Source organism: Gordonibacter sp. 28C, assembly GCF_003339845.1.
Taxonomy (GTDB): domain Bacteria; phylum Actinomycetota; class Coriobacteriia; order Coriobacteriales; family Eggerthellaceae; genus Gordonibacter.
The window spans coordinates 214831-239337 of record NZ_PPTR01000005.1 but is presented as its reverse complement, the minus strand read 5'-3'; the positions used below and the strand labels follow the sequence as shown (position 1 = coordinate 239337).

Here is a 24507-nt window from a genome sequence, read left to right as displayed (position 1 = left end):
GCTTTAGGCAAGACGCCGTATGAGCGAGATGCAGAACGCGGCGCCGATAAAGCACAGCAAAGAGATCGAATATCCCATTGGCGTGCCTCCTTGTATCCAGAACCCTCCTTGTTAGGTTCTGCTAGCTGCACTATAGCACCGAGCGAGGCCGCGCGTAAGCCCTCAACGGATCCTGTAATCGTGCGGTTTTCCGTTTGCCGCCAAGCGGACGCAGGGAGAGGGCAAATGGAGAAGCTTCGGCGAGCGATTCTATGCGAGAGCATCCTTGGTTAGAGTAACTCTAACCAAGGATGCTCTGTCGAGACCGACGATGGGGGCTATTCGAAAAAGAGAGGTTCGATCTTCAGTCCTCGATATCCCAAAGCTTCTTCAATTCGCGGTTTATTTCGTTCGCGTTCGGGGGGATGCCGACGTCGCGGGGAAGGGGAGCGCCCTTGCGTTTCTTAGTTGCGTCCTTCGCCTGCGCGAACAGCCGATCCGAGGGCAGGACGTCCACTCCATGAAGGGCGACCGCGCGGCAGCGTTCGGCGAGCTCGCGGTCCGACGTCACCACGCCGACGCGCTCTTTCGCCCTGCGAACGCGCTCGACGATGGCGTCGTCGGCAGTTGGCTTGCGCGTGAAAGCGATATGCGGATCGGGTTCCCGGACGATTCCCTCGCCGCCCGCGCCATCCCATACGATCGTGTAGGAGGCTCTGCCCAGCACGCGCCCCGCCTCGATGCGCAAACGGCGCTCGAGCGCATCGCGCTGCTCCTCGATAGAGAGGCTTCGCGTGGAAGGATCCCGCTTCGTCACGTTGTAACCGTCGATGTAATAGCGCATGCTCAGCCGCCTCGTTGTCGTGCTTTTATCGTATTTCGCCCAAGATAAGTTTACCCGAAAGGTTGCGTTGCTTTTGAAGACACGCGTCAAAAGGCATTTCGACAAGACGATTCTACGGTCAGATAGGAGACGTATGAAAGAAATTTGTTGGAGTGGCAACGATCATGACGTTCTTCCTGTTCCCAGTGTTTCCAATTTGTCGTATTGCTGTCGTGCTCTTACAGTAGTCGGAGATAAGGAGGCGCAAGAGCTTCTCCTTTGGCATTGGACGTCCCATTCCTCAAGGACTAGGATGTCGTTCAGATCATCCCGAAGCCTCTTGAGCTTCGGAAGAGAGATATCTCGGATGTTTTCGTATGCGTTACGCAAAAAGCAAGCGAATACAGCTACCGCCGTAAAGGCAAGAATGAAAAATACAGCTGCGGTCAAAGCCACATCAACATCAAATCCATTTTCAATAAGGTTTACAATAAAATTGAGCAATAGAAACAACATTCCGCCGATTACCGTTTGAATGATTCTATTGGCAAACATCTCCTTGCGATGTTCTTTTTCATCTATGACACGAGTGACTTCGTCTTTAAGCAAGGCAATTCTATCTCTTCCTGCAAAGCCATTTTGTTTTAGGAGACGATAAAAAGTCAGCGTTTCGTTTTTCTTAGATGGGCTGACGAGTATCGTCTGTTGTATGGACACTTTATTCGATACGGCTAAAACCACATGGCCGAGGATGAACTCGATAGCGAGCAACACAAACGCCCAAGGAACAAGCGCCGGAATTAAGGAAGTCGCTGCACCTAAAACTATGGCGAGCAGGGCAGTGGCAAGCCATGCGTAAACGAGCGCTCTTTCTTTCGGGCGCATGCTTTTCCACGCGTTGTGAAAAGACTTGGCATCGTCACGCCAAGTCTTTTCATCTCTCGGAGTATTTAGCCATATTGCGTAACATCTAGCGAGCATCATTTATCCTGCCGAGTGATATAAAATCTAACTTATCAAATCATAATATATTTATGGAAAAAGGCAGGAGTATGAATTAATAGCAGGCATTGCATGGTTTATGCAGCTGTCGACACAACAGGATCACGGTATATCGTGCCGGAAATGCTCATTTCATTAAGTAGCGGATCGCAACGAGGAAAGGACGGTGCTTTCAGCACCGTCCTTTCCAAAAGACTGTATGTGCACGCATATGTAAATATAATATTAACTTTACATAAGACATGTTATCAATAAATTACTAATAATTGCGGGGTAGTGCGTTATCCCCAAGTTGAGCTTCCCTTGGATGCATCGGGGGTTGCTCCCGGGTTGGAGCCGAGGCTTCCGTAATCGCCGGATTCGATGGCTTCGAGAACCATCGGGTACATCAGGTATGCGGAAATCGCGTTCAGCACCAGCGCTATGCCGCATATGACGATGGCCGTTATGCAGACGCGCTTCAACCGTTTCGCTGCCAAAGCGAAGTCGTCGTTCTTTTTCGCCAGTCCGTTGAGTTTGTTGAGGCCGACGATGGCGCAAACCAATCCAACGGTGCTTAGGAACACGCCGCCTATGAATATCGAAACCGGTCCGGCCAAGCTGGCCACCAACGCAAGGTTCTGAGCGACTTTCAGGCTGCGGACGTCTTGCATGTTTGGCTGAGGCTTCGGCGTCTGGTTCGGGGGCTCGGGCAATTTCGAGGGCTGCGGAGGCCTATTTTGCTCGTCCATGGCGAATCATATCCAATCTGTTGAAAAACTACGCATCTGACCTGCTGTTATATAAATGAGGCTCTGAGAGCCGTTCTAAGGCCCTATCTTTGCCTCGGATGACTCCTAGGTCGCGGAAAATGAGCCCTTTCTCGCTTCGCTCACGCACTATAGCACTTCGGGCCTCTTCGAACGGCACTCTGCCTCCAAATCCACCGTAGCGGCATGGAGCCGTTTCAAGCTCTCGTCCAACTCCTCGCGTTGGTATTCGAGCACGGTTTCTTGGGCGCGCAATATCGACAGTCGCTCGGCTCGAGTGGTTGCCCCGCGTTTGCATAGGCGGACGAAGTACTGGATCCCTTCGATCGAAAGCCCGCTTTTCCGAAGGGCCTCCACGAGATGCAGCTGCGCCACGTCAGCTTCGGAAAACGAACGAACGCCGCGCTTGTCTCGATGAAGGTTCGGAAAGAATCCGCATTTGTCGTAATAGCGAATGGTGAAGGCCGATATGCCCGTCATGGCGACGACGTCGGCAATACCGTATGCGGGATCTCGATTGCAACCGAACGATTCCTCGAAATCGCTCGGCTTGGTTTGCTCGACAGCGCTCATTGGTTCTCCTTCGGCTTTCAAGCGTCGGTTTGCACGTAGGTTTCGAGTTACCCTAATGGGTTAGAGTAACTCTAACCCATTGGTAAAAACTATAGTTAGAGTAACTCTAACTATAGGAAATAGTAACTTAGAGTAACTCTAACCGCAAGAGTGATTTCGGAATACTTCGTGGTAGGACGACTTTGCAATCGACTGAGATGCGTGGTGCCTATCGAAGGACGATGTTAGTTTCCCACGCCGCTGCTGCCGAATCCTCCCTCGCCCCGGTCGGTGGAAGGCAGGTCGTCGCATGGTTCGAAGGATGCATCGGCCACGCGCATGATGGCCAACTGCGCCACGCGGTCGCCGCGTTCGATGGCGAAAGCCTCATGCGGGTCGAGGTTGACGAGCACGGCTTTGATCTCGCCGCGGTAGTTGCTGTCGATGAGCCCCGGCGAGTTCACCAAGGAGATGCCGTGCTTCGCGGCCAACCCGCTACGCGGTAGCACGAAGCCCGCGTAGCCTGTGGGAATGGCCACGGCGATACCGCAGGGAACGAGCCTGCGTTCGAACGGCTGCAGCGTCACGCTCTCGGTCGAGCGCAGATCCACGGCGGCGTCGCCCGCATAGGCGCACGAAGGTACGGGAAGGTCGAGATCGAGCGGTTTGATGGGTACGGACAGCTTCTCCATCAGCGTAGCCCCTCGAGCGCAGCAGCGAATTCGCCCACGTTCTGAAAATCCTTGTACACGCTCGCGAATCGAACGTACGCGACGTCGTCGAGCTTGGCCAAGCGAACGAGGGCCATGTCGCCCAGTTCTTTGGACCTGATCTCGTTGCACGAGGCGTTACGCAGCTCGGTTTCGATGCTGTCGATGAGCGACCCTATCTGCTCGGGCGAGATTGGCCGTTTCGCGCAGGCGATGAGCAGCCCGCGCATGAGCTTCTGGCGATCGTACGCCTCGGAGGAGCCGTCCGACTTGACGACGATGAGCGGATTGTCGCCAAGGCGCTCATAGGTTGTGAAGCGCCTCCCGCAATCGAGGCACTCGCGGCGACGGCGGATGGCCGTGCCGTCTTCGGAAGGACGCGAGTCGACAACCTTCGATTCGGGATTTCCGCAGGAGGGACAGCGCATGGAAGCTCCTTTTGCTCGATTTTGGTTCAGACTAACATACCAGATATTGTGGTTCAATCTGCATTGACGATCCGTGCAAAAAAACCCGTCTTGGCGCTAGGGATAAGACCCGCCCTCTCTTGTCCGGGAAGCGGGCCTTTCGACCCCCTTCCCCACTCGTTAACCCTCGACCCTCACACGGGTGTCCCCCAACCCATTCTGGGCAGTCCGTTCCACGTCGAACACCCATCTCGTCGTCGTGAGCTCCTCGAGGAACCGCTCGTCGTGCGAGACGAGCACGAGCGCGCAGGGACAGTCGGTTAACACGGCTTGCAACGCCTCGATGGAGCTGATGTCCAGATGGTTCGTGGGCTCGTCCATGACGATAAGGCGAGGACGTCCCATGAGACCCTGAGCCAGCATAAGTTTGCGCATTTCCCCGGGGCTGAGCTCGTCGCCGCCCAAGATGCGTTCCGGAGGCGAATCCAAACGGGCGACGATGGAAAGCAGGCGCCCTTGATCCGTCGAGTTCATGGCCTTTACGGACGCGAGCAGCCTACGTCCCTGTTCTCGCGCTATTTCTTGCGGGATGTTCACCACGCCTTCCTCGAGCGTAACCCGTTCGAGCATTGCGACAAGCAGGGTGGATTTCCCGGCTCCGTTTCTACCTGCAAAACCTATGCGATCCGTGTTGCCGATATGCAACTTCGGGTGATGCAAAACGCGGTCTTCGCTCAATTCCATGCAACCGGCATCCATCGAAGCCAGCACCTTGCGTCCAGCCGGTTCTGCATTCAGGTGAAGCGACCCTTCGTACACCTTTGCGACATGCGCATCGGCTATGCGCTTCTCCGCTCGTTCGACCTTCTTTCCCATCTGGGAAGAAAGCTTGCCGACTTTGCCGTCCTGCCCGGAGACGACGGCCAGGTTGATTCTCGCTCGGCCGTCGTGGTCGCGGGGGTCGAGGCGGCGCGCGGAACGTCGGGACGATGAGCGAGCTGCGACTCCGTCCCTTCGCGCTCTTTCGGTCTTGAGGCGAACGAGCTCGCGGCGCGCGTTTGCCCGCTCGGCGCAAGCGGTTCTGCGGCGCAAGTCCATTTGCTCCCTCGCCTGCGAATACGTGCCGGAAACCATTGCGGCGCGGCCGTTTTCCACGAACACGCATGAATCGACCAGCTCGTCGAGGAGCAGGCGGTCGTGGGAGACGAGCAGGCCTACGCCGCCGTACTGGGCGAGCGTTCGCGCGACTTGATCGCGGGTGTCGGCGTCCAGGTGGTTTGTGGGCTCGTCGAGCGCGAGCAGCGGCGGATCGGCGGCAAGGGCGCACGCTATCTGGATGCGTTTGCGTTCGCCGTGCGAAAGCGTGTCGTAGCGCCAAAGCCATGAGTCGTCGATGCCGAGCAGGTGCCTAAGCTTTACGGCTTCCGGGCCGTAGTCGCAGGCAAACTCTTCCAACCCCGAGGGCGGCATGTCGGTCGATTGGGCGCAGATCGATCCTTTGATCTGAGGCGTCACGCTTCCCGCTTGGATATCGAGGTTCCCGCAAACCAGCTCGAGCAACGTGCTCTTGCCCGCGCCGTTAGGACCGACAATACCGGTCCAGCCGGGAGCGAACGCGATGGAGACGTCGTCGATAGCTGCGGTATCGGCGCCTTCGTACGTATAGGTGAGATGATGGGCGGTAACAAACATGTGGGCCTCTTTTCAAGAGGCACCGGATGCGATAGGAGTAACCGAGATCGTTCGGCGGATGGACGCGAGAGCTTTATGGCGAAAGTGAGCGCGAGGAACGATAACGAAAGCGCACCCGATGCGTATCTGACGTGATATGCGGGTGCCCGAAGGCTTTCGTTAAAACTTCATGTCCCTTATCTCCTTTGCACGCGCCTTCATGCGGATGCCATGCCGCAGCGCGGATGTCGCCGATAGCGTCAAACGGCCCTGCGGCCCTTGCCTGACGTCCACCGCAGTCTACCACATATTTCTCTCGTATCGAAGGCATTTGAACAAAACGGCGCTCCCGGGGTGGCGGGAGCGCCCTGCAGCCACAGAAACGCAGCATCTGTGGGCATTCGAAACGGCCGTTAAAGGCCGACGAACATGCTTGCGAGCGTCAGGGCGGAGAACACGCAGCCGACAACGGCCGCCTGCCACGGCCTTACACGACCGTACGCGCAGCCGTCTATGCGGCCTAATCGAAAGCCACGCGCCGTCTCGGCGCTTTGCCGCGGTGCGCATCTCCCATGAACAGGAGTATTAAGAGGCGCGATATGTCCCGGTATCGCGAGCGTGCGTCGGGGAAATTCGATGATGGTCCCGACGCTTGCGGACGCACGATCGAATTCCGGCTGCAGAGCCGATGTGCCGTCGGTAGGGCACTGCACCTCGAAATTCTTCATCTTTCTGCCTCCTAGCCCTTGCGTAGAACCTTTGTTCGCATATATAATAGAGCGAACAAAGGTTCATGTCAATACAAAATTAAAACATTTGTTCGCCAAGGGAAAGGACGAGGCATGTCCGACAAAGTGACGAAGCGCCAGAAAGCAGTGCTCGATTGCATCGAGGAGTGCATCCGCGAGAAGGGCTACGGGCCCACGGTGCGCGAGGTCTGCCAGAGCCTGGGCCTCTCCTCCCCCTCGACGGTCCATGTGCACCTCAAGGCCCTCGAGGACAAGGGGCTCATCAAGCGCGACCCTCTCAAGTCGCGCTCCATCGCCCTCACGTATCCGCTCGGGGATGCGGAGACCCCCTCCAACGTCATCCAGCCCAGTTTCAGCAAGGTGGTGAACGTCCCGCTCGTGGGCAACGTGGCCGCCGGCTCCCCCATCCTCGCCGAGGAGAACATCACGGACACCATCTCGCTTCCCACCGACATCGTGGGCGACGCGCCGTCGTTTTTGCTGTCGGTGCGCGGTGAGTCCATGATCGAAGCCGGTATCAACGACGGCGATTACGTCGTGGTGAAGGAGCAGCCTGTCGCGAACAACGGCGACATCGTCGTAGCCATCATCGACGATGGCGCGACGGTCAAGCGCTTCTACAAGGAATCGGACCATATCCGCCTTCAGCCGGAGAACTCCACGATGGATCCCATCATCACCACCGACTGCTCCATCGCGGGCAAGGTTGTCGCGGTGTTCCGTCGTCTGTAGGGTTGCCGGATGCGGCAGCGCGGCTCGGCTTCTCCCTCCTTGCGCATGCAAAGCGTTGAGCGTGTCGGTTACTGTGGGGGCAGGCTGCTGCTGGCCGCTCGGCGGACCAGTGCATTGAATTGATTAATCATGCGGCGAGCGCACGGAGCGCTCGCCGCATGATCGTTTTTGGTACCCCGGTCTCGCGCCGGGCAGCAGCCCGCCCCTGCGAAACGATGTTAGAGTTACTCTAAGGCTGGTCGATGGCGAACGGGCGGAACAGTCCGGCGTAAGACGGCGCGGCGAGCATGACGATGCGCGTGCCGCCTTCCTCGTGCGTCTCGGACAGGATATGGCATCGCTCGTGCGCCACGGACACGAGGTCGCCGCGGCTATACGGCACGAGCACGTCCAGGCGCTCGTCGTGCGCCGAAGCCAAGCGCGCGATATGGTCCACCAGCTCGCCGACGCCCTCCCCCGTCGCCGCCGACACGAACTGGGCTTGCGATTGGCGCGCTTGAAGCGCGGCAAGGTGCTCCTCGTCCAGCAGGTCGCACTTGTTGAACACGAGCACGCGCCGCAGATCCTGCGCGCCAATCTGGCCGAGCACGTCTTCGACGGCGCGTATCTGCGCCTCGTACTCGTCGGAAGACGCGTCGACGACATGCAATACGAGGTCGGCGCCCGTTATCTCGTCGAGTGTCGATTTGAACGCCTCGACCAAGGTGGTGGGGAGCTTCTGGATGAAACCGACCGTGTCGGTGATGGTTATCTCGCGGCCCTCGGGCAGTTCGAACTTGCGCGTGGTCGAGTCCAAGGTGGCGAAAAGCTTGTCGTAGGCGAGCACGTCGGCGTTCGTCAGGCGGTTGAGCAGGCTGGACTTCCCGGCGTTCGTGTAACCGGCCAACGCCACCTTGAACATGCCGCTCTCGTAGCGGCTCTCGCGCTGAACGGCCCGCACATCGGCCAGGTGCTTGAGCTCTCGCTTGATGGACGTGATGCGCTTGCGCACCATGCGGCGGTCGACCTCCAGCTGGCTCTCGCCTTCGCCGAAGCGCGACCCCACGCCGCCGCCCATGCGGTTCGAGGCCAAGTGCGCCCACATGCCGCGCAAACGCGGCAGCAGGTACTCGTTCTGGGCGAGGCGCACCTGCAGGCGGCCCTCCTTGCTGGTGGCGTGCAGCGCGAAGATGTCCAAAATGAGCGCCGTGCGGTCGATGACCTTCACGTCGCGGCCCACCGCCTTCTCGAGGTTCGACTGCTGAGAGGGCGTCAGCTCGTCGTCGAACACGACGAGGTCGGCGGCATGGGCGCGCGCCAGCTCCGCCACCTCCTCCGCCTTGCCCGAACCGACGAAAGTGCGCGGGTTCGGGGCGTCGAGCTTTTGGGTCGTGGTCGCCACGACGTCGGCCCCGGCCGTGTCGACGAGCCGCTCGAGCTCTGCGAGCGACGATGCGAGCGGCCAGGAGACGCCGGGGCGGTCGACGCCCACGAGGACGGCGCGCTCGCGGCGTTCTTCGGAAACGGGGGTCATCCCCCGCGTGATAACGGATTCGAATTCGGACATAGAGCCAACCTTTCAACGCATCGAAAGACATGCCGACGCGGAATACGGCATGCGGAAACAGTCAGTGGACGCTCTCGCCTCGATGGCGAACGAGCGCCGCTAAATCACGAAACGCGCTGGCTGCATGCTGGTTGCTCCGTCCTCGAACAGCGATAGGGACCGCAGGCGACTGCCTTCGGTCCCTATCATAGCATACCGGCGCCGTCGCCGAAAACCGCCGGATACGGCGCTACATCGTTTCCTTGATGCGCCGCACGGCCTCGAGCAGCCGGTCGTCGGGCGTGGTGAGCGAGATGCGGACGAAGCCCTCGCCGTCCGGACCGTAGCCGGAGCCCGGCGTGACGATGACGTGGGCCTGTTCCAGCAGCTTCGTGGCGAACGACGCGGACGTCTCGCCCTGGGGCACCTTCGCCCACACGTAGATGGTGGCTTTCGGCGCGGTGCACTCCATGCCGATGGCGCGCAGGGCGTCCACCACGAGGTCTCGACGGCGCTGATAGAGGGCGCTCATGTCGGCCACGCACTGCTGGTCTCCCGTCAAAGCGGCGATGCCCGCATCCTGCACGGCTGTGAACTGCCCCGAATCCAGGTTGTTCTTCACCGTGCCGAGCGCCCCCACCGCCGTCGCGTTGCCGCAGGCGAAGGCGATGCGCCAGCCGGTCATGTTGTAGGACTTCGACAGGCTGAAGAACTCGATGCAGCACTCCATGGCGCGCGGCCGCTCCAGGATGGACGGCGCGGAGTAGCCGTCGAAGCAGATGTCGCAGTAGGCGTTGTCGTGCGCGAGCAGAAGGTCGTGCGCTATGCAGAAGTCGATAGCGCGGTCGAAGTACTCGTCGGTCGCGCAGGCGCCCGTGGGGTTGTTGGGGTAGCCCAGGAACATGATCTTCGCCTTGGCCAGCACGTCGGCGGGAACGTCGTCGAAGTCGGCGAGGAAGCCGTTCTCCTCTTTCATGGGCATGAAGTACGTGTTGGCGCTCATGAGCGTGGCACCGCCGGAATACACCGGGTAGCCGATGGACGGGGCCAGCACGTAGTCGCCGGGATCGACGAAGGCGGTGTGCAGGTGGGCGATGCCCTCCTTGCTTCCGATGAGCGCGAGCACCTCGGTGCCCGGATCGAGCTTCACGCCGAAGCGTCGTTCCATGTACGCCGCGCACGCCTCGCGATACGCGGGCGATCCCGCGTAGTCGGGGTACTGGTGGTTCTCCGGCTTGCGGATGGCCGCGGCCATAGCGTCCACGATATGCGCCGGCGTGGGCAGGTCGGGGTCCCCGATGCCGAGCGAGATGACGTCGACCCCCTGGGCTTTGAGCGCGTCGCGCTTCGCGTCGATCTGGGCGAACAGGTACGGGGCCATATGGTTCAGGCAGGCGGCGGTTTTCACGTGCGTAAGTCCTTTCAGATGGTGGTTGCTTTGCGGACGGCTCTCGTCCCCGGTTGGCCGGAGCGTCGGAGGACGGGAGGGAGGGCTGCGTCGACGGGCCGCCCGGAAGGTCGCGGCGGTTACAGCTCGACGGTTCCCTGGTAGACCTCGGTGGCGGGACCCGTCATGAGCACGTGGTCGTCGTCGTTCCAAACGATATGGAGCGTGCCGCCGCGCAGGTGCAGGTCGTTCTCGCGGCCGGCCCTTCCGGTGAGCGACGCCGCCACGTTCACGGCGCAGGCGCCCGTTCCGCAGGCGAGCGTCTCCCCGCAGCCGCGCTCGAACACGCGCATGCCGATGCCCTCCTCCCCCACGGCGGCGAACTCGATGTTCGCCCGTTCCGGGAACAGGGGGCTGCGCTCGTAGAAGGCCCCGACCTTGTCCAGGTCGAGCGTGGCGAGGCGCTTGTCCGCGGCGTCGGGGAACAGCGCGTCGGGAAGCGCCTCCCAGTCGTCGACGAAGCAGACGGCGTGCGGGTTGCCCATGGACGCGCAGGTGAAAGAGAACGTTCCCCAGGGCGAGTCGACCGGCACGTCGCGCACGTACGCGACGCCCTGCGCGCTCTTCGCGTTCGCCCGGGAGGCCACGGGAACGAGGGCGGGATCGAGTACCGGGTGCCCCATGTCCACGGTTGCCCGCACCAGCTTCTCGTTCTCGTCGACCTCGAAGCTGATGGGTTTTGGCCCCGCGAGCGTTCCGGCCGTGAGGTGCTTGGCGCCTGAGGGCACGTAGCCGCGATCGACCAGGTACTTCGCGAAGCAGCGCACGCCGTTTCCGCACATCTGAGACAGGCTGCCGTCGGCGTTGATGTAGTGCATGTGCGCGATGCAGTCGGCATCGTCCGAGGGGCGCACGAGCACGACACCGTCGGCGCCGATGCCGAAATGCCGATCGCACAGGAACCTGACCTGCGCGGCGGTCAGTTCGATATCGCGCGAGAAGTCGTCCACGAACACGAAGTCGTTTCCAGTGCCGTGCAGCTTGGCGAAATGCAGTTCCATAGGGCTTGCGCGCCTCTCCTTCATAACGTTTCGTCGTCCGAGGAGGCTGCCACCCCTATCGCCTCTATCGCCAGCGCCTCGACCTCTCGATCGTCGGCGTCGATCCAGCGGATGCGCTTGTCTTTGCGGAACCACGTGCGCTGGCGCTTGGCGTAGCGATGCGTGGCCGTTTTGATGCGGTTCACGGCCTCCTCCATCGTCGTCTCGCCGTCCAAGGCGGCGACGATCTCCTTGTATCCTATCGCCTGCGGCGCCGTGACGCCACGCCGGAACCCGCTCTGTAACAAACGTTTAACCTCGTCCACGAGCCCCGCTTCCAGCATGGCGTCCACCCGGGCGTCGATGCGCTCGTTCAGAACGGCGGGATCGACGGCCAGGCCGACGAACCGGGCGGGCGCGAGCTGCGGGATGCTTGCCAGACGGGCCCTCTGCTCGGCCAGGCTCGTGCCTTCCTCCAAAAGCTCGAAGGCGCGCACGACGCGCTTGACGTCGGCGGCCGGCACGATGGCGGCGCTCTTCGGATCGCGCTCGCGTAGAAGCTCCCAAAGGGCCTGCGCGCCCCTTTCGCGCGCGATGCGGTCGTAGCGCTCCCGCACGGCGTTGCCCACCTGCTCGCCTTTGGGGAACTCGTAGGCGTCGATGGCCGCGCGCACGTACAAGCCGGTGCCGCCGCAGAGCACGGCGCGCTTGCCGCGCGCGTCGATGTCCCGGAAACAGGCGCGGGCGTAGTCTTGGAACAGCGCGGCGGAATAGGGCTCTCCGGGATCGACGAGATCGAAGCCGTGATGGGGCACGAGGCGCTCGGCGGACGGGAGCTTGCCCGTCCCGATGTCCATGCCGCGGTATATCTGCATGGAGTCGGCGCTCACCACCTCGCCGTCGAGAGCCTGCGCCACGGCCTGCGCGAGCGCCGTCTTGCCCGACGCCGTGGGTCCGACGATGCAGACGACGGGCGATGCGAGAGGGAACGGCTCCGAAGCGGATCGTGCGGGGTCAGCGCCCATCCGCCGCTCCCGAGCGATCGTCCGCATCGCAAGGACCTTCTACGACCGTGCCCGCTAGGTACCAGGTCTTCGCCTCGTCGACGCGCACCCGCACCGTGGTTCCGGCCAGATCGTCGGCCGAGAGGCCGTCGGGCAGCGGGGCGTGCACCGTCTGGTTCTTCGGGCTCTTGCCGGCGAGCAGGCCGGCGTCGCGCTTGGACGCGCCCTCCACGAGCACGTCGACCGTCGCGCCAAGATCGGCTTGGTTGGCCTCGTAGGCCCGCTCCTGCACCAGATCGACCAAGCGGTCGAACCGTTCCTGGACGACCTCGTGCGGCGTGGGGTCGTCGATCGAGGCGGCAGGCGTGCCTTCCCGCTTGGAGTAGATGAACGTGAACACCTGATGGTAGCCCACCTCGTCGACCAGGCGGTACGTGTCCTCGAAGTCCTTGGCCGTCTCGCCGGGAAACCCGACGATGACGTCGGTGGACAGCGCGATGCCCGGCAGCGTCTCGCGCAGCTTGCGCACGAGCTCCAGGTAGTGGGCGCGCGTGTAGCGCCGGTTCATGGCCGCCAAGACGGCGTCGGAACCCGACTGCACGGGCAGGTGCAGAGCCGGCATGAGCGAGCGCAGCGTGCCGAACCTACCGATAACCTCGTCGGTGAGGTCCTTCGGATGGCTTGTGGCGAAGCGCAGGCGCTCGATGCCGGTGGAGTCGAGCGCGTCGAGCACGGCCGCGAAACGCGGACTGCCGTACAGGTCGCGTCCGTAGGAGTTCACGTTCTGCCCCAGCAGCGTGATCTCCTTCACGCCGGAGGCCACGTAACCCTCGGCTTCGGCCACGATGTCCTCGAGCGGGCGCGACTTCTCGCGGCCGCGCACGTAGGGGACGATGCAGTACGAGCAGAAGTTGTTGCAGCCCACGGTGATGGGCAGCCAGGCCGCCCAAGCGTGCTCGCGGGCCGTGGGAAGCTCCGTGGGGAACGACGAGGCGGCGTCGAGCACCTCCACCTGGTGCCCCCCTTCGTCGAGCGCCGCTTCCAGCAGGTGCGGAAGCGACCCCGGGTTGTGCGTGCCGAACACCACGTCGAGGTGCGGAAGCTCGTCAACGAGCCTTTCCCCGTCACGCTGGCCTATGCAGCCCCCCACGGCCACGATGCGCTTCGAAAGCGGCGTTCCGGGGCGCAGCGGCGTGTTTTTGAGGGAGGCCACCTGGCCGTAGAGGCGCGTATCGGCGGCCTCGCGCACGCAGCACGTCATGAACACGACGACGTCCGCGTCCTCGATCGTTTCGACCGGCAGCGCGCCCAGGCCCTCGAGCATGCCGGCGATGCGCTCGGAGTCGTGCTTGTTCATTTGGCAGCCGAACGTGCGGATGCAGAACGCGAGGTTCGTGAAAGGGGTATGGGTGCGCATGGGTGTCCTCAGAGTGTCGAGTCGGACGCGGCGGTTTCGGCCTCCCCGCCCGTCGCGGGCACGGGGACGCCGCGCGTGTAGCGGGGCTCGACCGCGAAGCGGATGGCCGTGCGGTACTCGCCGTCGATGACGATGTCGGCGAACGAGGGGACGCAGGCGATCTCGATGCCCACCGGAGACAGGAACCCGCGCGAGATGGCGATGGCCTTGACGGCCTGGTTCACGGCACCGGCCCCGACGGCCTGTATCTCAACGCTCACGCCGTCCTTCACCATGCCGGCGATGGCGCCGGCCACGGATGCGGGCGATGACTTCGACGATACCTTCAGGCAGCCGATGTCCTGCTTGTGCTCAGGTGCGGTCATGCATATCCTTCGTCGTTTGAGTACGTTGCTCGTGCGTTTGCGTGCGTTCAATATGCGTGCGGCGCCTCGGCGCCGTTTTTTTCGGTACGGCTATTCTAGCCATTAATGGTATGGCTTGCAACCTGCGGATATGGCCGATCTGGGCATATGTTCCCACGAAAACACAGGCGGTCAGTCAAGTTTGCTCACGGGAATGCAGATGCGGATGCCGTCTTTGCCGACGCGCACCTCCGGCTGCACGTCGGGTTCCAGATAGTAGCGCCGCGCGATGTCGCGGTACGCGGCGACGACGCGGTCGGAGAAATCGCCGAGGTCCTCCGGGGCGATCTTGAGGCCGCGCGCGTCCTTGGCGGTGCGGGAAGCCTGCTTGCGCGCATCCGGGGGTTCGGCCGGGTCGCCTTCGATGCGGACACGGTCGAGCAAGGGAGGCAACGGCTCTATCTCCCCGTCCATCACGCGTCGCGCCGAGCGCTCGGACAGGCCGAGCCCCAAGCCGTCGGCGATGCGGGCGAGCTCTGCGGGGTCGGCGGCCAGCGCCAGGCGCTTGCACACGGGCAGCTCCTCGGCGCGCCCGAACGCGCGCGCCACCGCCGTGAGCGACGAGAGGCCGAACGCGTAGAGCGTGGCCACGACGTCGGTGACGGAGCCCAGGTAGACGGTGCAGTCGCGACGGCATTCGAGCGCGAACTCGCATACGGTGCGCAGGATGTTCTTGGGTCCCCGCACCGCCACGGTGCCGGTGTCGGTGCGCTCGAACACGGGGAAGCTTGACTGGTCGGCCTTCTCCCCCACCCGCCCCAGATCGGTCTCCACGACGAACGACGCGCCCTGGCCCTGGTCGGAAGCCGCTATGCGCGCCGTCTCGGCGTTCACGGCGATGGAGTACAGGGCCATGCCGCGGCCGTGCACGCCCCATTTGTCCAGGTGCATGCTGTCGAGCTTGGAGGTGACGCGCGGTTCGAACACGCGCTCGTGCAGGGCCGGCGGCACGCCGTCGCCGTCGTCCACCATGACGATACGGCGGCGGTCGCCCTCGCGCGACACCGCCGCGAACACGCTTTTGGCGTGGGCGTCGCGCGCGTTGCGCAGCATCTCTATGACGATGTCCTCCGTGGAGCGGATGTCGTGCGCGGCTTGGCGCCGTTCGGCCTCGGCGCTCCTCAAACGGACGAAGCCATCTCCGAGGTCGGCCTCGACCCGAAGATGGCTATCGCCGCTGACGTTCTCTATGAATGATTCAAGCGAGCCGTCGGCCATGCCGCAGCGCGCCTTACTTCGCGACGCCGACCGCGCGGCTCTCGCGGATGACCACGACCTTCACCTGGCCGGGGTACTGCATCTCGTTCTCGATGCGGTGGGCGATGTCGTGGGCGAGCACGGTCGTGGCGGCCTCGTCGACCACCTCGGGCTCCACCATCACGCGCACCTCGCGACCGGCTTGGATGGCGTACGTGCGCTCCACGCCCTTGTAGGAGTTCGCGATCTCCTCGAGCTTCTCGAGGCGCTTGATGTAGGCGTCGAGCGTTTCCTTGCGGGCACCGGGACGGGCGGCGGACACGGCGTCGGCCGCCTGCACGAGCACGGCGAGCACGCTCGAAGGCTCCACGTCGTTGTGGTGCGCCTCGATGGCGTGCACGATGTCCTGCTTCTCGCCGAAGCGGCGCGCCAGGTCGGCGCCGATGACGGCGTGGCTGCCCTCGACCTCGTGGTCGACGGCCTTGCCCAGGTCGTGCAGAAGACCCGCGCGCTTGGCCGGGATAGGGTCGAGGCCCAGCTCAGCGGCCATGACGCCCGAGAGGTAGGCCACCTCGAGCGAGTGGTTCAGCACGTTCTGGCCGTACGAGGTGCGGTAGCGCAAACGGCCGAGCGTGCGCACAAGCTCGGGATGGAGGTCGTGGATGCCGGTGTCGAAGGCGGCCTGCTCGCCGGCTTCCTGCACGCGCTGGTTCACGAACGCCTCGGCCTTGCCGAACATCTCCTCGATGCGCGCCGGGTGGATGCGCCCGTCGGCGACGAGGTTCTCCATGGTCACGCGGCCGATCTCGCGGCGAACCGGATCGAAGCACGAGATGGTCACGCACTCGGGCGTGTCGTCGATGATGAGGTTCGTGCCGGTGAGCTGCTCGAACGAGCGGATGTTGCGGCCCTCGCGGCCGATGATGCGGCCTTTGAGGTCGTCGGACGGGATGTGGATGGCGCTCACCGTGTTCTCGGCCGAGTGGTCGGCCGCCACGCGCTGGATGGCCAGGCTCAGGATGGAGCGGGCCTTCTTGTCCGCCTCGGCCTTCGTGCGGGCCTCGGAATCGCGGATGATGGCGGCCGACTCGTGCACGACCTCGTCCTTGAGCGTGTCGAGCAGCTCGGCCTTCGCCTCTTCGGGCGTCATGCCGGCCACGCGCTCCAAGCGGCGGTTGATCTCCTGGGCGGCCTCCTCGAGGTCGCGCTCGCGACGGTCGAGCTGTCCCTGCTGGGACGATATCTGATGCTCTCGGGCGTCGAGCGACTCGACGCGGCGGTCGAGCGACTCCTCGCGTTGGGACACGCGGTTCTCGGCCGCGCGCACCTCGCGCAAACGCTCCTTGTTCTCGGCTTGGGCGTCCTGCTTCAGCTTCAGCACCTCGTCCTTGGCTTCGACGATAGCCTCGCGGCGCAGTGTTTCGGCTTGTCGTTTTGCGTCGGCCACCACGGTCTCGGCTTCTTGCGCCGCGCGTTTGGTAGACGCGTTGACCAGGAAACGGGCGACGACGAAGCCGAGGACGATGCCGATCACCATGCCGACGAACAGCCAAATGATTTCAGGCATGCCTCCCCCTTTCGTTGCGTTTCGATTGTGTGTGGTTCAAATTGCTCGTTTACATGAAAAAACCGGTTCCACGAACCGGGCATGAGCGATGAGCACGCAATACGGGGCTGATCATATGGAGTTTTATCTATATGAAATACCCTATCGGGTACGTCTCACTCAAGCTGTACCACATGATAAGGCTTGTTCGCCATTTGGTGAAGTACCGTCAGAAAAATAGCGGAAATCGAGGTCGCCGACCGGTTTCCCGCATGACGGAACAACGGCGAAGAGCAGGAACCCTGCCAATGGGTGTATTCAGCGCTGCGCTGTCATCGAGCCAAAAGAATGGTTTTGTCGGGCCACTCGGCGCTGACGACCAGCGTCCCTCCGAGGCTCGCGACGTAACGGGAGAGCGTGTCGACTCTCATCGTTGCCAGCCGGCCGCTTTCGAGCTCGGAAACGCGACATTGGGAAACGCCCATCTGCGCGGCCACTTCGCTTTGCGTGAGATCACGCTCCTTGCGCGCCTGCGCCAGACTGTAGGCATCGATCTTGGCCTGAGTGTCTCGATGCGCTTGATCGCGCATTTCCTGGGTAACCCCGCGCATTGAGGCGTACTCGTGAATGTCCATCTTCTACTCCCCCTTCCCCATATGCTCGAAGTATAGTTCTTCTGCTCGGGGAATAGCCGTTTTATACCAACCGCTCCATGTATCCCGATCGCCCTTTCCGGACGACTTGTCGCCGGCGAAAAGCATGATCGCACGCCTTGTTGGATCGAAAGCGAACAAGATGCGCAATTCGGATCTGCCGGGCGAGGCGGGACGCAGCTCTTTCATGTTGTGCACACGCGACCCTTTTATGTGATCGACAAGCGGCCTGCCCAGCTGCGGCCCCTTCCTCTCGAGTTCGCCGATCGCATCTTCGATACAGGCGATAGTGGCGAGATCCTGATTGTCGAGCCAAGGCTTGATAAGATCGATATCAACGATCCAGCTCATTGATCCTCCGTATAAGGCAAAGCTAATAATATAGGGTATTTCAAATATTGTCAAGCGAGCAAGTGCAGCTGTCTGACAACAAACAAGGGAATGCTTTGGGAAGTGAGACAGCCGACTGCGGCCCGGAATGCTTGGAAAGGCTAATCCGGGTGCGCCTCCGTCCACAGGCGCGCGGCGGTGGACGACACGGAGGCTCCGAAGCCCTTTTGCGCGAGCCGGCGGTAGGCGGCGTCGCGCTTGTTCTTCGCACGGGGAGGTTTGCGGTCGAGCAGGGCGAGGGCCCTCTCCACCTCGCTGTCGCGATCGACGGGGAACTCGTCGGGCCATCCGGGCACGACGGCGATGTCGATGCCCAGGCCCTCGAGCTCGGCCGAGATGCCCTGGGCTCCCCGGCCCTGCGAGACGCGGCTGCGCACGAGCACCTCGGCATAGCGCGCATCGTCCACGAGGCCGCAGGCGACCGCCCGGTCGACGGCGGCGGACGACGCTTGCTCCGAGAAGCCGTCGTGCGCAAGGCGCGCCCGCAGCGACGCCGACGCCTGCTCCCGCATGAGGGCGAGCCGCTCGATCTTGCGGAAGGCCCGCTCGCTTTCGGCGGCCTCTCCTTCGCCTGCGGCGGTTCCGTCGAGGTCTGCCGGCGCGTCTCCGACCGGGCTCTCCCCTGCAACGCCAAAGGGTTCGCGGGACTCGCTCCCGCGAGCGGAGGCGGCTCCCTTGCGCTTGGCAAGCTCGTCCAGCCGAGCCGCCGCGGCGGCGACGGGGTCGCTTGGGGAAAGCGGGCCGTCCAGGGTCGGACGGCCCTCCCCATGTTCTTCGACGAGGGGTCTGCGACCCGACTCGATGGCGGCGATCTGAGCGCGCAGGCGCGCCTTCACCTCGCGGGCGTCGGCCATGCTACTTCTTCTTGGTGGGCTTCGCCACGGGCGACATGGCGTCTGCCTCGTCGGCCGAGCGGGTGATGACGGGGATCTCGAACGCCTCGCGCACCTTCAGCTCGATCTCCTCGCGCAAATCGGGATTCTCCTTGAGCGTCTGCTTCGCCGCCTCGCGGCCCTGTCCCAGGCGCTCCTCGCCGTAGGTGTACCACGCGCCGCTCTTCTTGGCCACGCCCGCCTCGACGGCCATGTCGACGATGCAGCCCTCGCGCGAGATGCCCTCGCCGTACATGAGGTCGAACTCCGCCTGCTTGAAGGGGGGCGCCACCTTGTTCTTCACGACCTTGGCGCGCACGCGGTTGCCCACGATGTCGCCGTCCTTCTTGATGGAATCGATGCGGCGGATGTCGATGCGCACGCTGGAGAAGAACTTGAGCGCGCGACCGCCCGTGGTGGTCTCGGGATTACCGAACATGACGCCGATCTTCTCGCGCAGCTGGTTGATGAAGATGCACGTGGTGTTCGACTTCGAGAGCGATCCGGCCAGCTTGCGCAGCGCCTGCGACATGAGGCGCGCCTGCAGGCCCACCGTGGTGTCGCCGATCTCCCCTTCGATCTCGGCGCGTGGCACGAGCGCGGCCACGGAGTCCACGACGATGCAGTCGATGGCGCCGCTTCGCACGAGCATGTCGCAGATCTCGAGCGCCTGCTCGCCGGTGTCGGGCTGGGAGATGAGAACCTCGTCGATGTCCACGCCCAGGCGCGCCGCGTACACGGGGTCGAGGGCGTGCTCGGCGTCGATGAACGCCACGATGCCGCCCATGGCCTGCGCTTCCGCGATGATCTGCAGCGCGAGGGTGGTCTTGCCGCTCGACTCGGGACCGTATATCTCCACCACGCGCCCGCGCGGCACGCCGCCGATGCCGAGCGCGGCGTCGAGCGGCAGCGCGCCCGTGGGTATCACGCCGATGTTGAGGTTCTTCCCGTCCTCGCCGAGCTTCATAATGGAGCCCTGCCCGAACTTCGACTCGATGGAATCGGTCGTCAGCTTGAGCATCTTCGCTTTTTCGTCGTTCATGGTCCTTCTTCCCCCGGCGTAGCGGCTTTTCGTCATTTCCCTATTATGCGTACAAATGTTTGTCTGTCAATACTCGACGCGCATTTTGCCGCGTGAAAAGCATAGCACCGCGACCTTGCGCGCCGACCGTAATCGAGCCGTAGGAAAACCGGCGAAACCTTGCACGCATCTAACGAAACGACCGTCGGTTTTTGAACGGATATCCAACGCGTTTCCAACGGTTCCCCAACGCGAAGCCAACCGACCGTGAAATCGAGCGCGGCGACGTCACGCCTCGACGGCCTCCAGAGCTTCTTTGAGGCGCTGGAGCGCCGCGCGCACCGTTTGCAGGCGCACCTGCGATCGATCGCCCGGGAACTCGTGCAGGCGCGCGTCGACGAGCCCCTCGCTCGCCAATCCGATCCACACCGTGCCAACGGGCTTGCCCGACTCGGCGCCGCCCGGGCCCGCGATGCCGGTGACGGACACCGCCACGTCGACCCCGAGGTCGCGCCGTGCGCCTTCGGCCATGGCCCGCGCCGTCTCCGCGCTCACCGCGCCGTGCCGCTCGAGGGTTTCGAGGGGCACGCCCAGAACCTCGCGCTTCACGTCGTTCGCATAGCTCACCACGCCGCCGCGCACCGTGTCGGAGCTTCCCGGCACGGCGGTGAGGGCGGCTGCCACCAGCCCGCCCGTGAGGCTTTCGGCCGTGCCGACGACCGCGCCCGTCCGGCGCGCCGCGTCGAGCACCTCGCCGGCGAGCGTTCCCAGGGCCGCGGGCTCGATGGCCGCGATCTCCTCGGCGGTGATCTGACGGACGGCGGTTTCACCTTCGCCCTCGGCCGCGACCGGGCGCCGCGCCTTCGGGCCGAAGCCGATGAGGTGGCGCGCCTTCGCTATGTAGTCGAGCATGGACACGACGGTCAGCACGAGCGCGATGAGCATCACGCCCCAGCTCAGCAGCCACAGCCAATCGGAAAAGGCCGCGTTGAAGCTGCCCACCATGTACGATTCCTTGATACAGAACAGCACGATGGCGGCCATTTGGAACACGGTTTTGAACTTGCCGTACCAGCTGGCGGCGATGACCACGCCTTCGGTGGCGGCCACCATGCGCACTCCCGACACGATGAACTCGCGGGCCAGGATGACGAGCACGACCCAGCTGGGCAGCGACCCCAGCTCGATGAGCGCCAAGAGCGCCGCGCAGACGAGTATCTTGTCCGCCAGGGGGTCCATGAACTTCCCGAAGTCGGTGACCTCTCCCCTGCTGCGCGCCAGATAGCCGTCGAGCCAGTCGGTGCACGATATGAGGATGAATATGCCGGCCGCGATGAGGCTCTTCGCGTCGTCTGCCACCTGCGGCAGTCCCAGCCACTGCGGCCAGGGGCTGAGAAGCGCCACCACGAACACGGGCACGAGGCAGATGCGCACGAGGGTGACGATGTTGGCCGGCGTCCACAGCTTGTCGGTCGACTTCGATTTCGCCTGGTCGGATGAAGCCATGGCGCCTATCACGCACCTTCCATCTCGTAGAGCAGTGTGTCCTCTATCCTCACGCGCACGATCTCGCCCACGTCGCCGCGCTCGAGGTACGTGACGCCGTCCACCTCGGGCGCCTGGCACATGGCGCGGCCGAACAGCTGCCCGTCCTCCTCGCGCCCCTCCACGAGCACGTCCAGCTCGCGTCCGATGCGCTCGGCGACGCGCGGGGCGCACACGGCGTCCGCCAAATCGCGCAGGCGCTGCGCGCGGTCGAACTTCTCGTCCTCGTCGATCTGGTTCGGCAGGTCGTGCGCGCGCGTACCCTCCTCGCGCGAGTAGGGGAACACCCCGATGTAGTCGAAGTCGGCGTTCTCCACGAAGGAGCACAGGTCCTCGAACCGCTCGTCGGTCTCGCCGGGAAAGCCTGCGATGAGCGTCGTGCGCAGCGCGGCGTGGGGCATGCGGCGGCGCACGCGGTCCGCGAGCGCCTCGAACTCGGCGCGCGACCCCGTGCGGTTCATGGCGCGCAGGATGTCCGCGTCGACGTGCTGCAGCGGGATGTCGAAGTAGTCGCAGACGTTGTCGTGGGAGGCCACGGCCTCCAGCAGCTCGTCGGTCAGACCCTCCGGCTGGATGTACATGAGGCGGAACCACGTGTCGGGGTGCTCCTCGGCCAGCGTCGACACGAGCGCGGCGAGCGTGGAGGGTTCTGAGAAGTCGGCGCCCCAACGCCCGGTGTCTTGGGCGATGAGCACGATCTCGCGCACGCCGCGGTCCACCTGCTTGCGCACCTCGGCCCGCACTTCGTCGAGCGGGAAGCTGCGGTAGCGGCCGCGAATGAACGGTATCGTGCAGTACGAGCAGAAGCGGTCGCAGCCGTCGGAGATCTTCACGTAGGCCGACACGGGGGCGCACGCCGCGGGAGAGCCTTCGGCCGCGGCGTCTTCGCCGTCTGCGCTCGGGCCGCCGGAAAGGGGCGCGTGCCCGTTGCCCGCCTCTCCTATCGCCTCGGCCAGCACGAGCGCGATGTCGTCCTCGCGGGAGCACGGCACGAAGGCGCCCGCCTCCACGAGCTCGTCCTCGAGGTCGGCTCCGTAGCGCGCCGGCATGCAGCCGGCCACGACGAGCGCCGCGCGGCCGTCGGCGACGTTCGGCAAGTCGGCCGCCTCGAAAACGGCCTCGAGGCTCTCCTCGGTGGCCGCCTGGATGAACGAGCAGGTGTTGACGACGATCGCGTCGGCTTCCTCGGGATCGTCCGCGAGCGCGTAGCCCGCGCACACGACGCGCTCGCGCATGTGCTCCGTGTCGACCTCGTTCTTGGCGCAGCCCAGCGTGACGAACGCCACGGACTTCCGGCTTTCGGCCTGCAAGGCCGCCTTCTCCTCCATCGCGAAGCCTAGCGGTAGTTGACGTACTGAAGCGGCTGACCGTAGTCCTTGTCCTTCAAGAAGGCGATGACCTCCTGCAACGTGTCGCGCGAGGCGCTCGACACGCGCAGCTTGTCGCCCTCTATCTGCACCTTGACCTTGAGCTTCGTGGCCTTGATGTCCTTGTTGATCTTGCCGGCGGTGTCCTTGTCGATGCCCTCGACGACGTTCGCCGTCTGCCGCACGCTCTGGCCCGCGGCCGCTTGGGGGTCGCCCCACTTCACGGCGCCCAGGTCGATGCCGCGCTTCACGAGCTTCGTGGCGATGACGTCGATGACCTGCTTGGCCACGAAGTCGGCCGGGGCGGCCACCGTGATGGATTTGTTCGCCTTGTCGAGCGTGATCTCCGCTCCGGAATCCTTCAGGTCGTAGCGCTGCGCGAGCTCCTTCTTCGCCTGCTGGAACGCGTTGTCGACCTCCTGCATGTCCACGGTGGACACGACGTCGAAGCTGGACTCTTTCGCCATAGGTGGTTCCTTTCCTCGCTGCCCGCCGCATGCGCGGGGGGCCTCGTTTTCAGTTTCCGATCAGCATACCCCATTTCGCGGCGCGGGCCGCGCGATTGCAGGCGAGTTCCACAGAGACGAAAGGGAGTGGTGCCGAAAAAGAACCGCCCGCTGAAGTCGCGGGCGGTTCGAGTGGGGCGCATGCGGCGGAAGATTACGCGCCCGTCGAGGCTCCCGTTCCCGTGCTCGCAGCGCCGGCCGCGCCCGTCGTCGAAGCGGCGGGATGGTCGGCCTTCCATTGTTCGAGGATGACCGGGAAGTCCACCGTGTAGGTGTAGACGCCGATGCCCTCGTCGACCTCCGGCTCGACCTTCGCGCCGTCCACGGTGACGGTGACGGCGTCGGGGTTCGAGGTGACGAGCTTCCACACGGTCGTGACCTCGACCTCCTGCTTCGAAGGGCCGTCGACGGTGCCGCCGGACGTGATCGTGTCGTCGGTGTAGACGTCCATATAGGCCGACTGCCCCGAGGCGACCTCGTACACGACCTTGGCGCTTGTGGGAGCCGTCTCCACCGGGGTGGGCGCCGGCTCTTGCGTGCCCTGGCCCTCTTCGCCCTGCGTGGTGTCGTTGATGCCCGTCACCGGCACGGCGGGCACGTCGTCGCCCCCTCCGCCCTTGTTGCCGAACGCGAACACGAGAACGATGATCAGCAGAACGAGGATGACCGCGCCGGCGATGACGAACGGAAGCTTCGACTGCACGCCGCCCGGGGCCTTGGGTCCCGCATAGAAGTTCGTGTACTGGCCGTTCGGCAGCGCCGTATGGCGGCTCGTGTGCGTGCGGCCCTCGGAGTACAGGCGCCCGCCCGAGCCCGCGCCGCCGCGTTGCTGCCCGTAGTCGGAGCGGCTGTAGGACGTTCGGTCGTCGTAGAGCGTGCGGCCGAACGCGTTCTGGCGCGCCGGGCGCTCCTCTGGTTCCTCGACCTGCGACGCGCAGGGGCTGCGCTTCGTGCGCGACGTGCCGCCCATGTCGAAGCCCGACGGCCTCACGTCCGAGCGCGCGCGGCCCACCTGGTAGGCGTAGGCCTCGTCCAGGTACATGCGCGTGATCTCGGTGGGGTTCAACCCCAACAGGCGCGCGTAGGCGTTCACCATGTTGCGCGTGTAGCCGCGCGGGGGCATGCGCGCGAAGTCGTCGGCCTCGATGGCGCGCAGGATGTCGGGCCTGATGCGCAAACGGCGCGCCGCTGCGGACAGGTCCATGCCCTTCCGCTCCCGGGCATCCTGCAAAACCGTTCCGAATGTCATCTGTGCCACG

The 24507-nt window shown here is 63.8% G+C and carries 25 protein-coding genes; 1 reads left to right on the top strand and 24 read right to left on the bottom strand.

Annotated features, from left to right (window positions below; all coding sequences use genetic code 11):
* Nucleotides 1-343: 343 nt before the first annotated feature.
* The 8 genes from C1878_RS08685 to C1878_RS08655 all read right to left on the bottom strand — a co-directional run bounded on the left by C1878_RS08685 (nucleotide 344) and on the right by C1878_RS08655 (nucleotide 6621).
* The gene (locus tag C1878_RS08685) at nucleotides 344-928 is read right to left on the bottom strand and encodes an NYN domain-containing protein (protein ID WP_147272924.1); all 585 of its coding nucleotides are present in this window, start codon (nucleotides 926-928) and stop codon (nucleotides 344-346) included.
* Between the two features lie 57 nt (nucleotides 929-985).
* Nucleotides 986-1687, bottom strand: coding sequence for a hypothetical protein (locus C1878_RS16455; RefSeq protein WP_147272923.1), 702 nt, complete (start codon nucleotides 1685-1687; stop codon nucleotides 986-988).
* Between the two features lie 398 nt (nucleotides 1688-2085).
* Nucleotides 2086-2535: a hypothetical protein gene (locus C1878_RS08680; RefSeq protein ID WP_114601206.1), complete on the bottom strand. Its 450-nt coding sequence runs from the start codon at nucleotides 2533-2535 to the stop codon at nucleotides 2086-2088.
* Nucleotides 2536-2682: 147 nt separating this feature from the next.
* The gene (locus C1878_RS08675) at nucleotides 2683-3126 is read right to left on the bottom strand and encodes a MerR family transcriptional regulator (protein ID WP_114601205.1); all 444 of its coding nucleotides are present in this window, start codon (nucleotides 3124-3126) and stop codon (nucleotides 2683-2685) included.
* A 224-nt stretch (nucleotides 3127-3350) separates the two neighbouring features.
* Complete coding sequence (gene dut / locus C1878_RS08670) at nucleotides 3351-3797, bottom strand: dUTP diphosphatase (protein ID WP_167510323.1); 447 nt, start codon at nucleotides 3795-3797, stop codon at nucleotides 3351-3353.
* Entirely contained in the window at nucleotides 3797-4243 is a 447-nt protein-coding gene (gene nrdR, locus C1878_RS08665; protein ID WP_114601204.1) for a transcriptional regulator NrdR, read from the bottom strand. Before nrdR ends, dut begins: the two co-directional genes overlap by 1 nt.
* A 159-nt stretch (nucleotides 4244-4402) precedes the next feature.
* Nucleotides 4403-5914, bottom strand: coding sequence for an ATP-binding cassette domain-containing protein (locus C1878_RS08660; RefSeq protein ID WP_114601203.1), 1512 nt, complete (start codon nucleotides 5912-5914; stop codon nucleotides 4403-4405).
* 392 nt (nucleotides 5915-6306) lie between these two features.
* The gene (locus tag C1878_RS08655; RefSeq protein ID WP_114601202.1) at nucleotides 6307-6621 is read right to left on the bottom strand and encodes a hypothetical protein; all 315 of its coding nucleotides are present in this window, start codon (nucleotides 6619-6621) and stop codon (nucleotides 6307-6309) included.
* 114 nt (nucleotides 6622-6735) lie between these two features.
* Between C1878_RS08655 and lexA the strand changes: the two genes are divergently transcribed.
* Nucleotides 6736-7374 (top strand): transcriptional repressor LexA, encoded by a 639-nt coding sequence (lexA, locus tag C1878_RS08650; RefSeq protein WP_114601201.1) that lies wholly within the window; start codon nucleotides 6736-6738, stop codon nucleotides 7372-7374.
* 229 nt (nucleotides 7375-7603) lie between these two features.
* Here the strand turns inward: lexA and hflX are convergent, their stop codons facing one another.
* The 16 genes from hflX to C1878_RS08570 all read right to left on the bottom strand — a co-directional run bounded on the left by hflX (nucleotide 7604) and on the right by C1878_RS08570 (nucleotide 24497).
* Complete coding sequence (gene hflX, locus C1878_RS08645) at nucleotides 7604-8920, bottom strand: GTPase HflX (RefSeq protein ID WP_199519315.1); 1317 nt, start codon at nucleotides 8918-8920, stop codon at nucleotides 7604-7606.
* A 229-nt stretch (nucleotides 8921-9149) separates the two neighbouring features.
* On the bottom strand, nucleotides 9150-10307 hold the full coding sequence (locus C1878_RS08640) for an LL-diaminopimelate aminotransferase (RefSeq protein WP_114601200.1): 1158 nt from the start codon (nucleotides 10305-10307) through the stop codon (nucleotides 9150-9152).
* A gap of 119 nt (nucleotides 10308-10426) precedes the next feature.
* Entirely contained in the window at nucleotides 10427-11347 is a 921-nt protein-coding gene (gene dapF / locus C1878_RS08635; RefSeq protein ID WP_158539769.1) for a diaminopimelate epimerase, read from the bottom strand.
* 20 nt (nucleotides 11348-11367) lie between these two features.
* Entirely contained in the window at nucleotides 11368-12351 is a 984-nt protein-coding gene (miaA, locus tag C1878_RS08630; protein ID WP_114601198.1) for a tRNA (adenosine(37)-N6)-dimethylallyltransferase MiaA, read from the bottom strand.
* Complete coding sequence (miaB, locus tag C1878_RS08625) at nucleotides 12341-13747, bottom strand: tRNA (N6-isopentenyl adenosine(37)-C2)-methylthiotransferase MiaB (RefSeq protein ID WP_114601197.1); 1407 nt, start codon at nucleotides 13745-13747, stop codon at nucleotides 12341-12343. The genes miaA and miaB overlap by 11 nt, the downstream gene beginning before the upstream one ends.
* Before the next feature lie 8 nt (nucleotides 13748-13755).
* Nucleotides 13756-14085: a stage V sporulation protein S gene (locus C1878_RS08620; RefSeq protein ID WP_241963673.1), complete on the bottom strand. Its 330-nt coding sequence runs from the start codon at nucleotides 14083-14085 to the stop codon at nucleotides 13756-13758.
* A gap of 198 nt (nucleotides 14086-14283) precedes the next feature.
* A complete protein-coding gene (locus C1878_RS08615; RefSeq protein ID WP_114601195.1) occupies nucleotides 14284-15369 on the bottom strand; it encodes an ATP-binding protein in 1086 nt (361 codons plus the stop codon).
* A 13-nt stretch (nucleotides 15370-15382) separates the two neighbouring features.
* Entirely contained in the window at nucleotides 15383-16915 is a 1533-nt protein-coding gene (gene rny, locus C1878_RS08610; RefSeq protein WP_114601194.1) for a ribonuclease Y, read from the bottom strand.
* Nucleotides 16916-17226: 311 nt separating this feature from the next.
* Nucleotides 17227-17529 (bottom strand): XRE family transcriptional regulator, encoded by a 303-nt coding sequence (locus tag C1878_RS08605; RefSeq protein ID WP_114601193.1) that lies wholly within the window; start codon nucleotides 17527-17529, stop codon nucleotides 17227-17229.
* Nucleotides 17530-17532: 3 nt separating this feature from the next.
* Nucleotides 17533-17898: a type II toxin-antitoxin system RelE/ParE family toxin gene (locus tag C1878_RS08600; RefSeq protein ID WP_114601192.1), complete on the bottom strand. Its 366-nt coding sequence runs from the start codon at nucleotides 17896-17898 to the stop codon at nucleotides 17533-17535.
* A gap of 140 nt (nucleotides 17899-18038) precedes the next feature.
* Nucleotides 18039-18791 (bottom strand): regulatory protein RecX, encoded by a 753-nt coding sequence (locus C1878_RS08595; protein ID WP_114601191.1) that lies wholly within the window; start codon nucleotides 18789-18791, stop codon nucleotides 18039-18041.
* Nucleotide 18792: 1 nt separating this feature from the next.
* Nucleotides 18793-19851 carry a recombinase RecA gene (gene recA / locus C1878_RS08590; RefSeq protein ID WP_114601190.1) on the bottom strand — a complete coding sequence of 353 codons (1059 nt, stop codon included), beginning with the start codon at nucleotides 19849-19851 and terminating at the stop codon, nucleotides 18793-18795.
* 267 nt (nucleotides 19852-20118) lie between these two features.
* Nucleotides 20119-21336: a CDP-diacylglycerol--glycerol-3-phosphate 3-phosphatidyltransferase gene (gene pgsA / locus C1878_RS08585; protein WP_114601264.1), complete on the bottom strand. Its 1218-nt coding sequence runs from the start codon at nucleotides 21334-21336 to the stop codon at nucleotides 20119-20121.
* An 8-nt stretch (nucleotides 21337-21344) separates the two neighbouring features.
* The gene (gene rimO, locus C1878_RS08580) at nucleotides 21345-22703 is read right to left on the bottom strand and encodes a 30S ribosomal protein S12 methylthiotransferase RimO (protein WP_114601189.1); all 1359 of its coding nucleotides are present in this window, start codon (nucleotides 22701-22703) and stop codon (nucleotides 21345-21347) included.
* An 8-nt stretch (nucleotides 22704-22711) separates the two neighbouring features.
* Nucleotides 22712-23209 carry a YajQ family cyclic di-GMP-binding protein gene (locus C1878_RS08575; RefSeq protein ID WP_114601188.1) on the bottom strand — a complete coding sequence of 166 codons (498 nt, stop codon included), beginning with the start codon at nucleotides 23207-23209 and terminating at the stop codon, nucleotides 22712-22714.
* Nucleotides 23210-23402: 193 nt separating this feature from the next.
* Nucleotides 23403-24497: a RodZ family helix-turn-helix domain-containing protein gene (locus C1878_RS08570; protein WP_114601187.1), complete on the bottom strand. Its 1095-nt coding sequence runs from the start codon at nucleotides 24495-24497 to the stop codon at nucleotides 23403-23405.
* Between the last annotated feature and the right edge of the window lie 10 nt (nucleotides 24498-24507).

Excerpts from the sequence above, each read along its gene's own strand:
- C1878_RS08575 (WP_114601188.1), bottom strand. The coding sequence starts at position 23,209 with ATGGCGAAAGAGTCCAGCTTCGACGTCGTGTCCACCGTGGACATGCAG.
- C1878_RS08605 (WP_114601193.1), bottom strand. The coding sequence starts at position 17,529 with ATGGACATTCACGAGTACGCCTCAATGCGCGGGGTTACCCAGGAAATG.
- C1878_RS08675 (WP_114601205.1), bottom strand. The coding sequence starts at position 3,126 with ATGAGCGCTGTCGAGCAAACCAAGCCGAGCGATTTCGAGGAATCGTTC.
- rimO (WP_114601189.1), bottom strand. The coding sequence starts at position 22,703 with ATGGAGGAGAAGGCGGCCTTGCAGGCCGAAAGCCGGAAGTCCGTGGCG.
- C1878_RS08595 (WP_114601191.1), bottom strand. The coding sequence starts at position 18,791 with ATGGCCGACGCCCGCGAGGTGAAGGCGCGCCTGCGCGCTCAGATCGCC.
- pgsA (WP_114601264.1), bottom strand. The coding sequence starts at position 21,336 with ATGGCTTCATCCGACCAGGCGAAATCGAAGTCGACCGACAAGCTGTGG.
- miaA (WP_114601198.1), bottom strand. The coding sequence starts at position 12,351 with ATGGGCGCTGACCCCGCACGATCCGCTTCGGAGCCGTTCCCTCTCGCA.
- C1878_RS08615 (WP_114601195.1), bottom strand. The coding sequence starts at position 15,369 with ATGGCCGACGGCTCGCTTGAATCATTCATAGAGAACGTCAGCGGCGAT.
- C1878_RS08660 (WP_114601203.1), bottom strand. The coding sequence starts at position 5,914 with ATGTTTGTTACCGCCCATCATCTCACCTATACGTACGAAGGCGCCGAT.
- lexA (WP_114601201.1), top strand. The coding sequence starts at position 6,736 with ATGTCCGACAAAGTGACGAAGCGCCAGAAAGCAGTGCTCGATTGCATC.
- C1878_RS08680 (WP_114601206.1), bottom strand. The coding sequence starts at position 2,535 with ATGGACGAGCAAAATAGGCCTCCGCAGCCCTCGAAATTGCCCGAGCCC.
- dapF (WP_158539769.1), bottom strand. The coding sequence starts at position 11,347 with ATGGAACTGCATTTCGCCAAGCTGCACGGCACTGGAAACGACTTCGTG.
- hflX (WP_199519315.1), bottom strand. The coding sequence starts at position 8,920 with ATGTCCGAATTCGAATCCGTTATCACGCGGGGGATGACCCCCGTTTCC.
- C1878_RS16455 (WP_147272923.1), bottom strand. The coding sequence starts at position 1,687 with ATGCGCCCGAAAGAAAGAGCGCTCGTTTACGCATGGCTTGCCACTGCC.
- C1878_RS08600 (WP_114601192.1), bottom strand. The coding sequence starts at position 17,898 with ATGAGCTGGATCGTTGATATCGATCTTATCAAGCCTTGGCTCGACAAT.
- recA (WP_114601190.1), bottom strand. The coding sequence starts at position 19,851 with ATGAACGACGAAAAAGCGAAGATGCTCAAGCTGACGACCGATTCCATC.
- miaB (WP_114601197.1), bottom strand. The coding sequence starts at position 13,747 with ATGCGCACCCATACCCCTTTCACGAACCTCGCGTTCTGCATCCGCACG.
- C1878_RS08570 (WP_114601187.1), bottom strand. The coding sequence starts at position 24,497 with ATGACATTCGGAACGGTTTTGCAGGATGCCCGGGAGCGGAAGGGCATG.
- nrdR (WP_114601204.1), bottom strand. The coding sequence starts at position 4,243 with ATGCGCTGTCCCTCCTGCGGAAATCCCGAATCGAAGGTTGTCGACTCG.
- dut (WP_167510323.1), bottom strand. The coding sequence starts at position 3,797 with ATGGAGAAGCTGTCCGTACCCATCAAACCGCTCGATCTCGACCTTCCC.
- rny (WP_114601194.1), bottom strand. The coding sequence starts at position 16,915 with ATGCCTGAAATCATTTGGCTGTTCGTCGGCATGGTGATCGGCATCGTC.
- C1878_RS08655 (WP_114601202.1), bottom strand. The coding sequence starts at position 6,621 with ATGAAGAATTTCGAGGTGCAGTGCCCTACCGACGGCACATCGGCTCTG.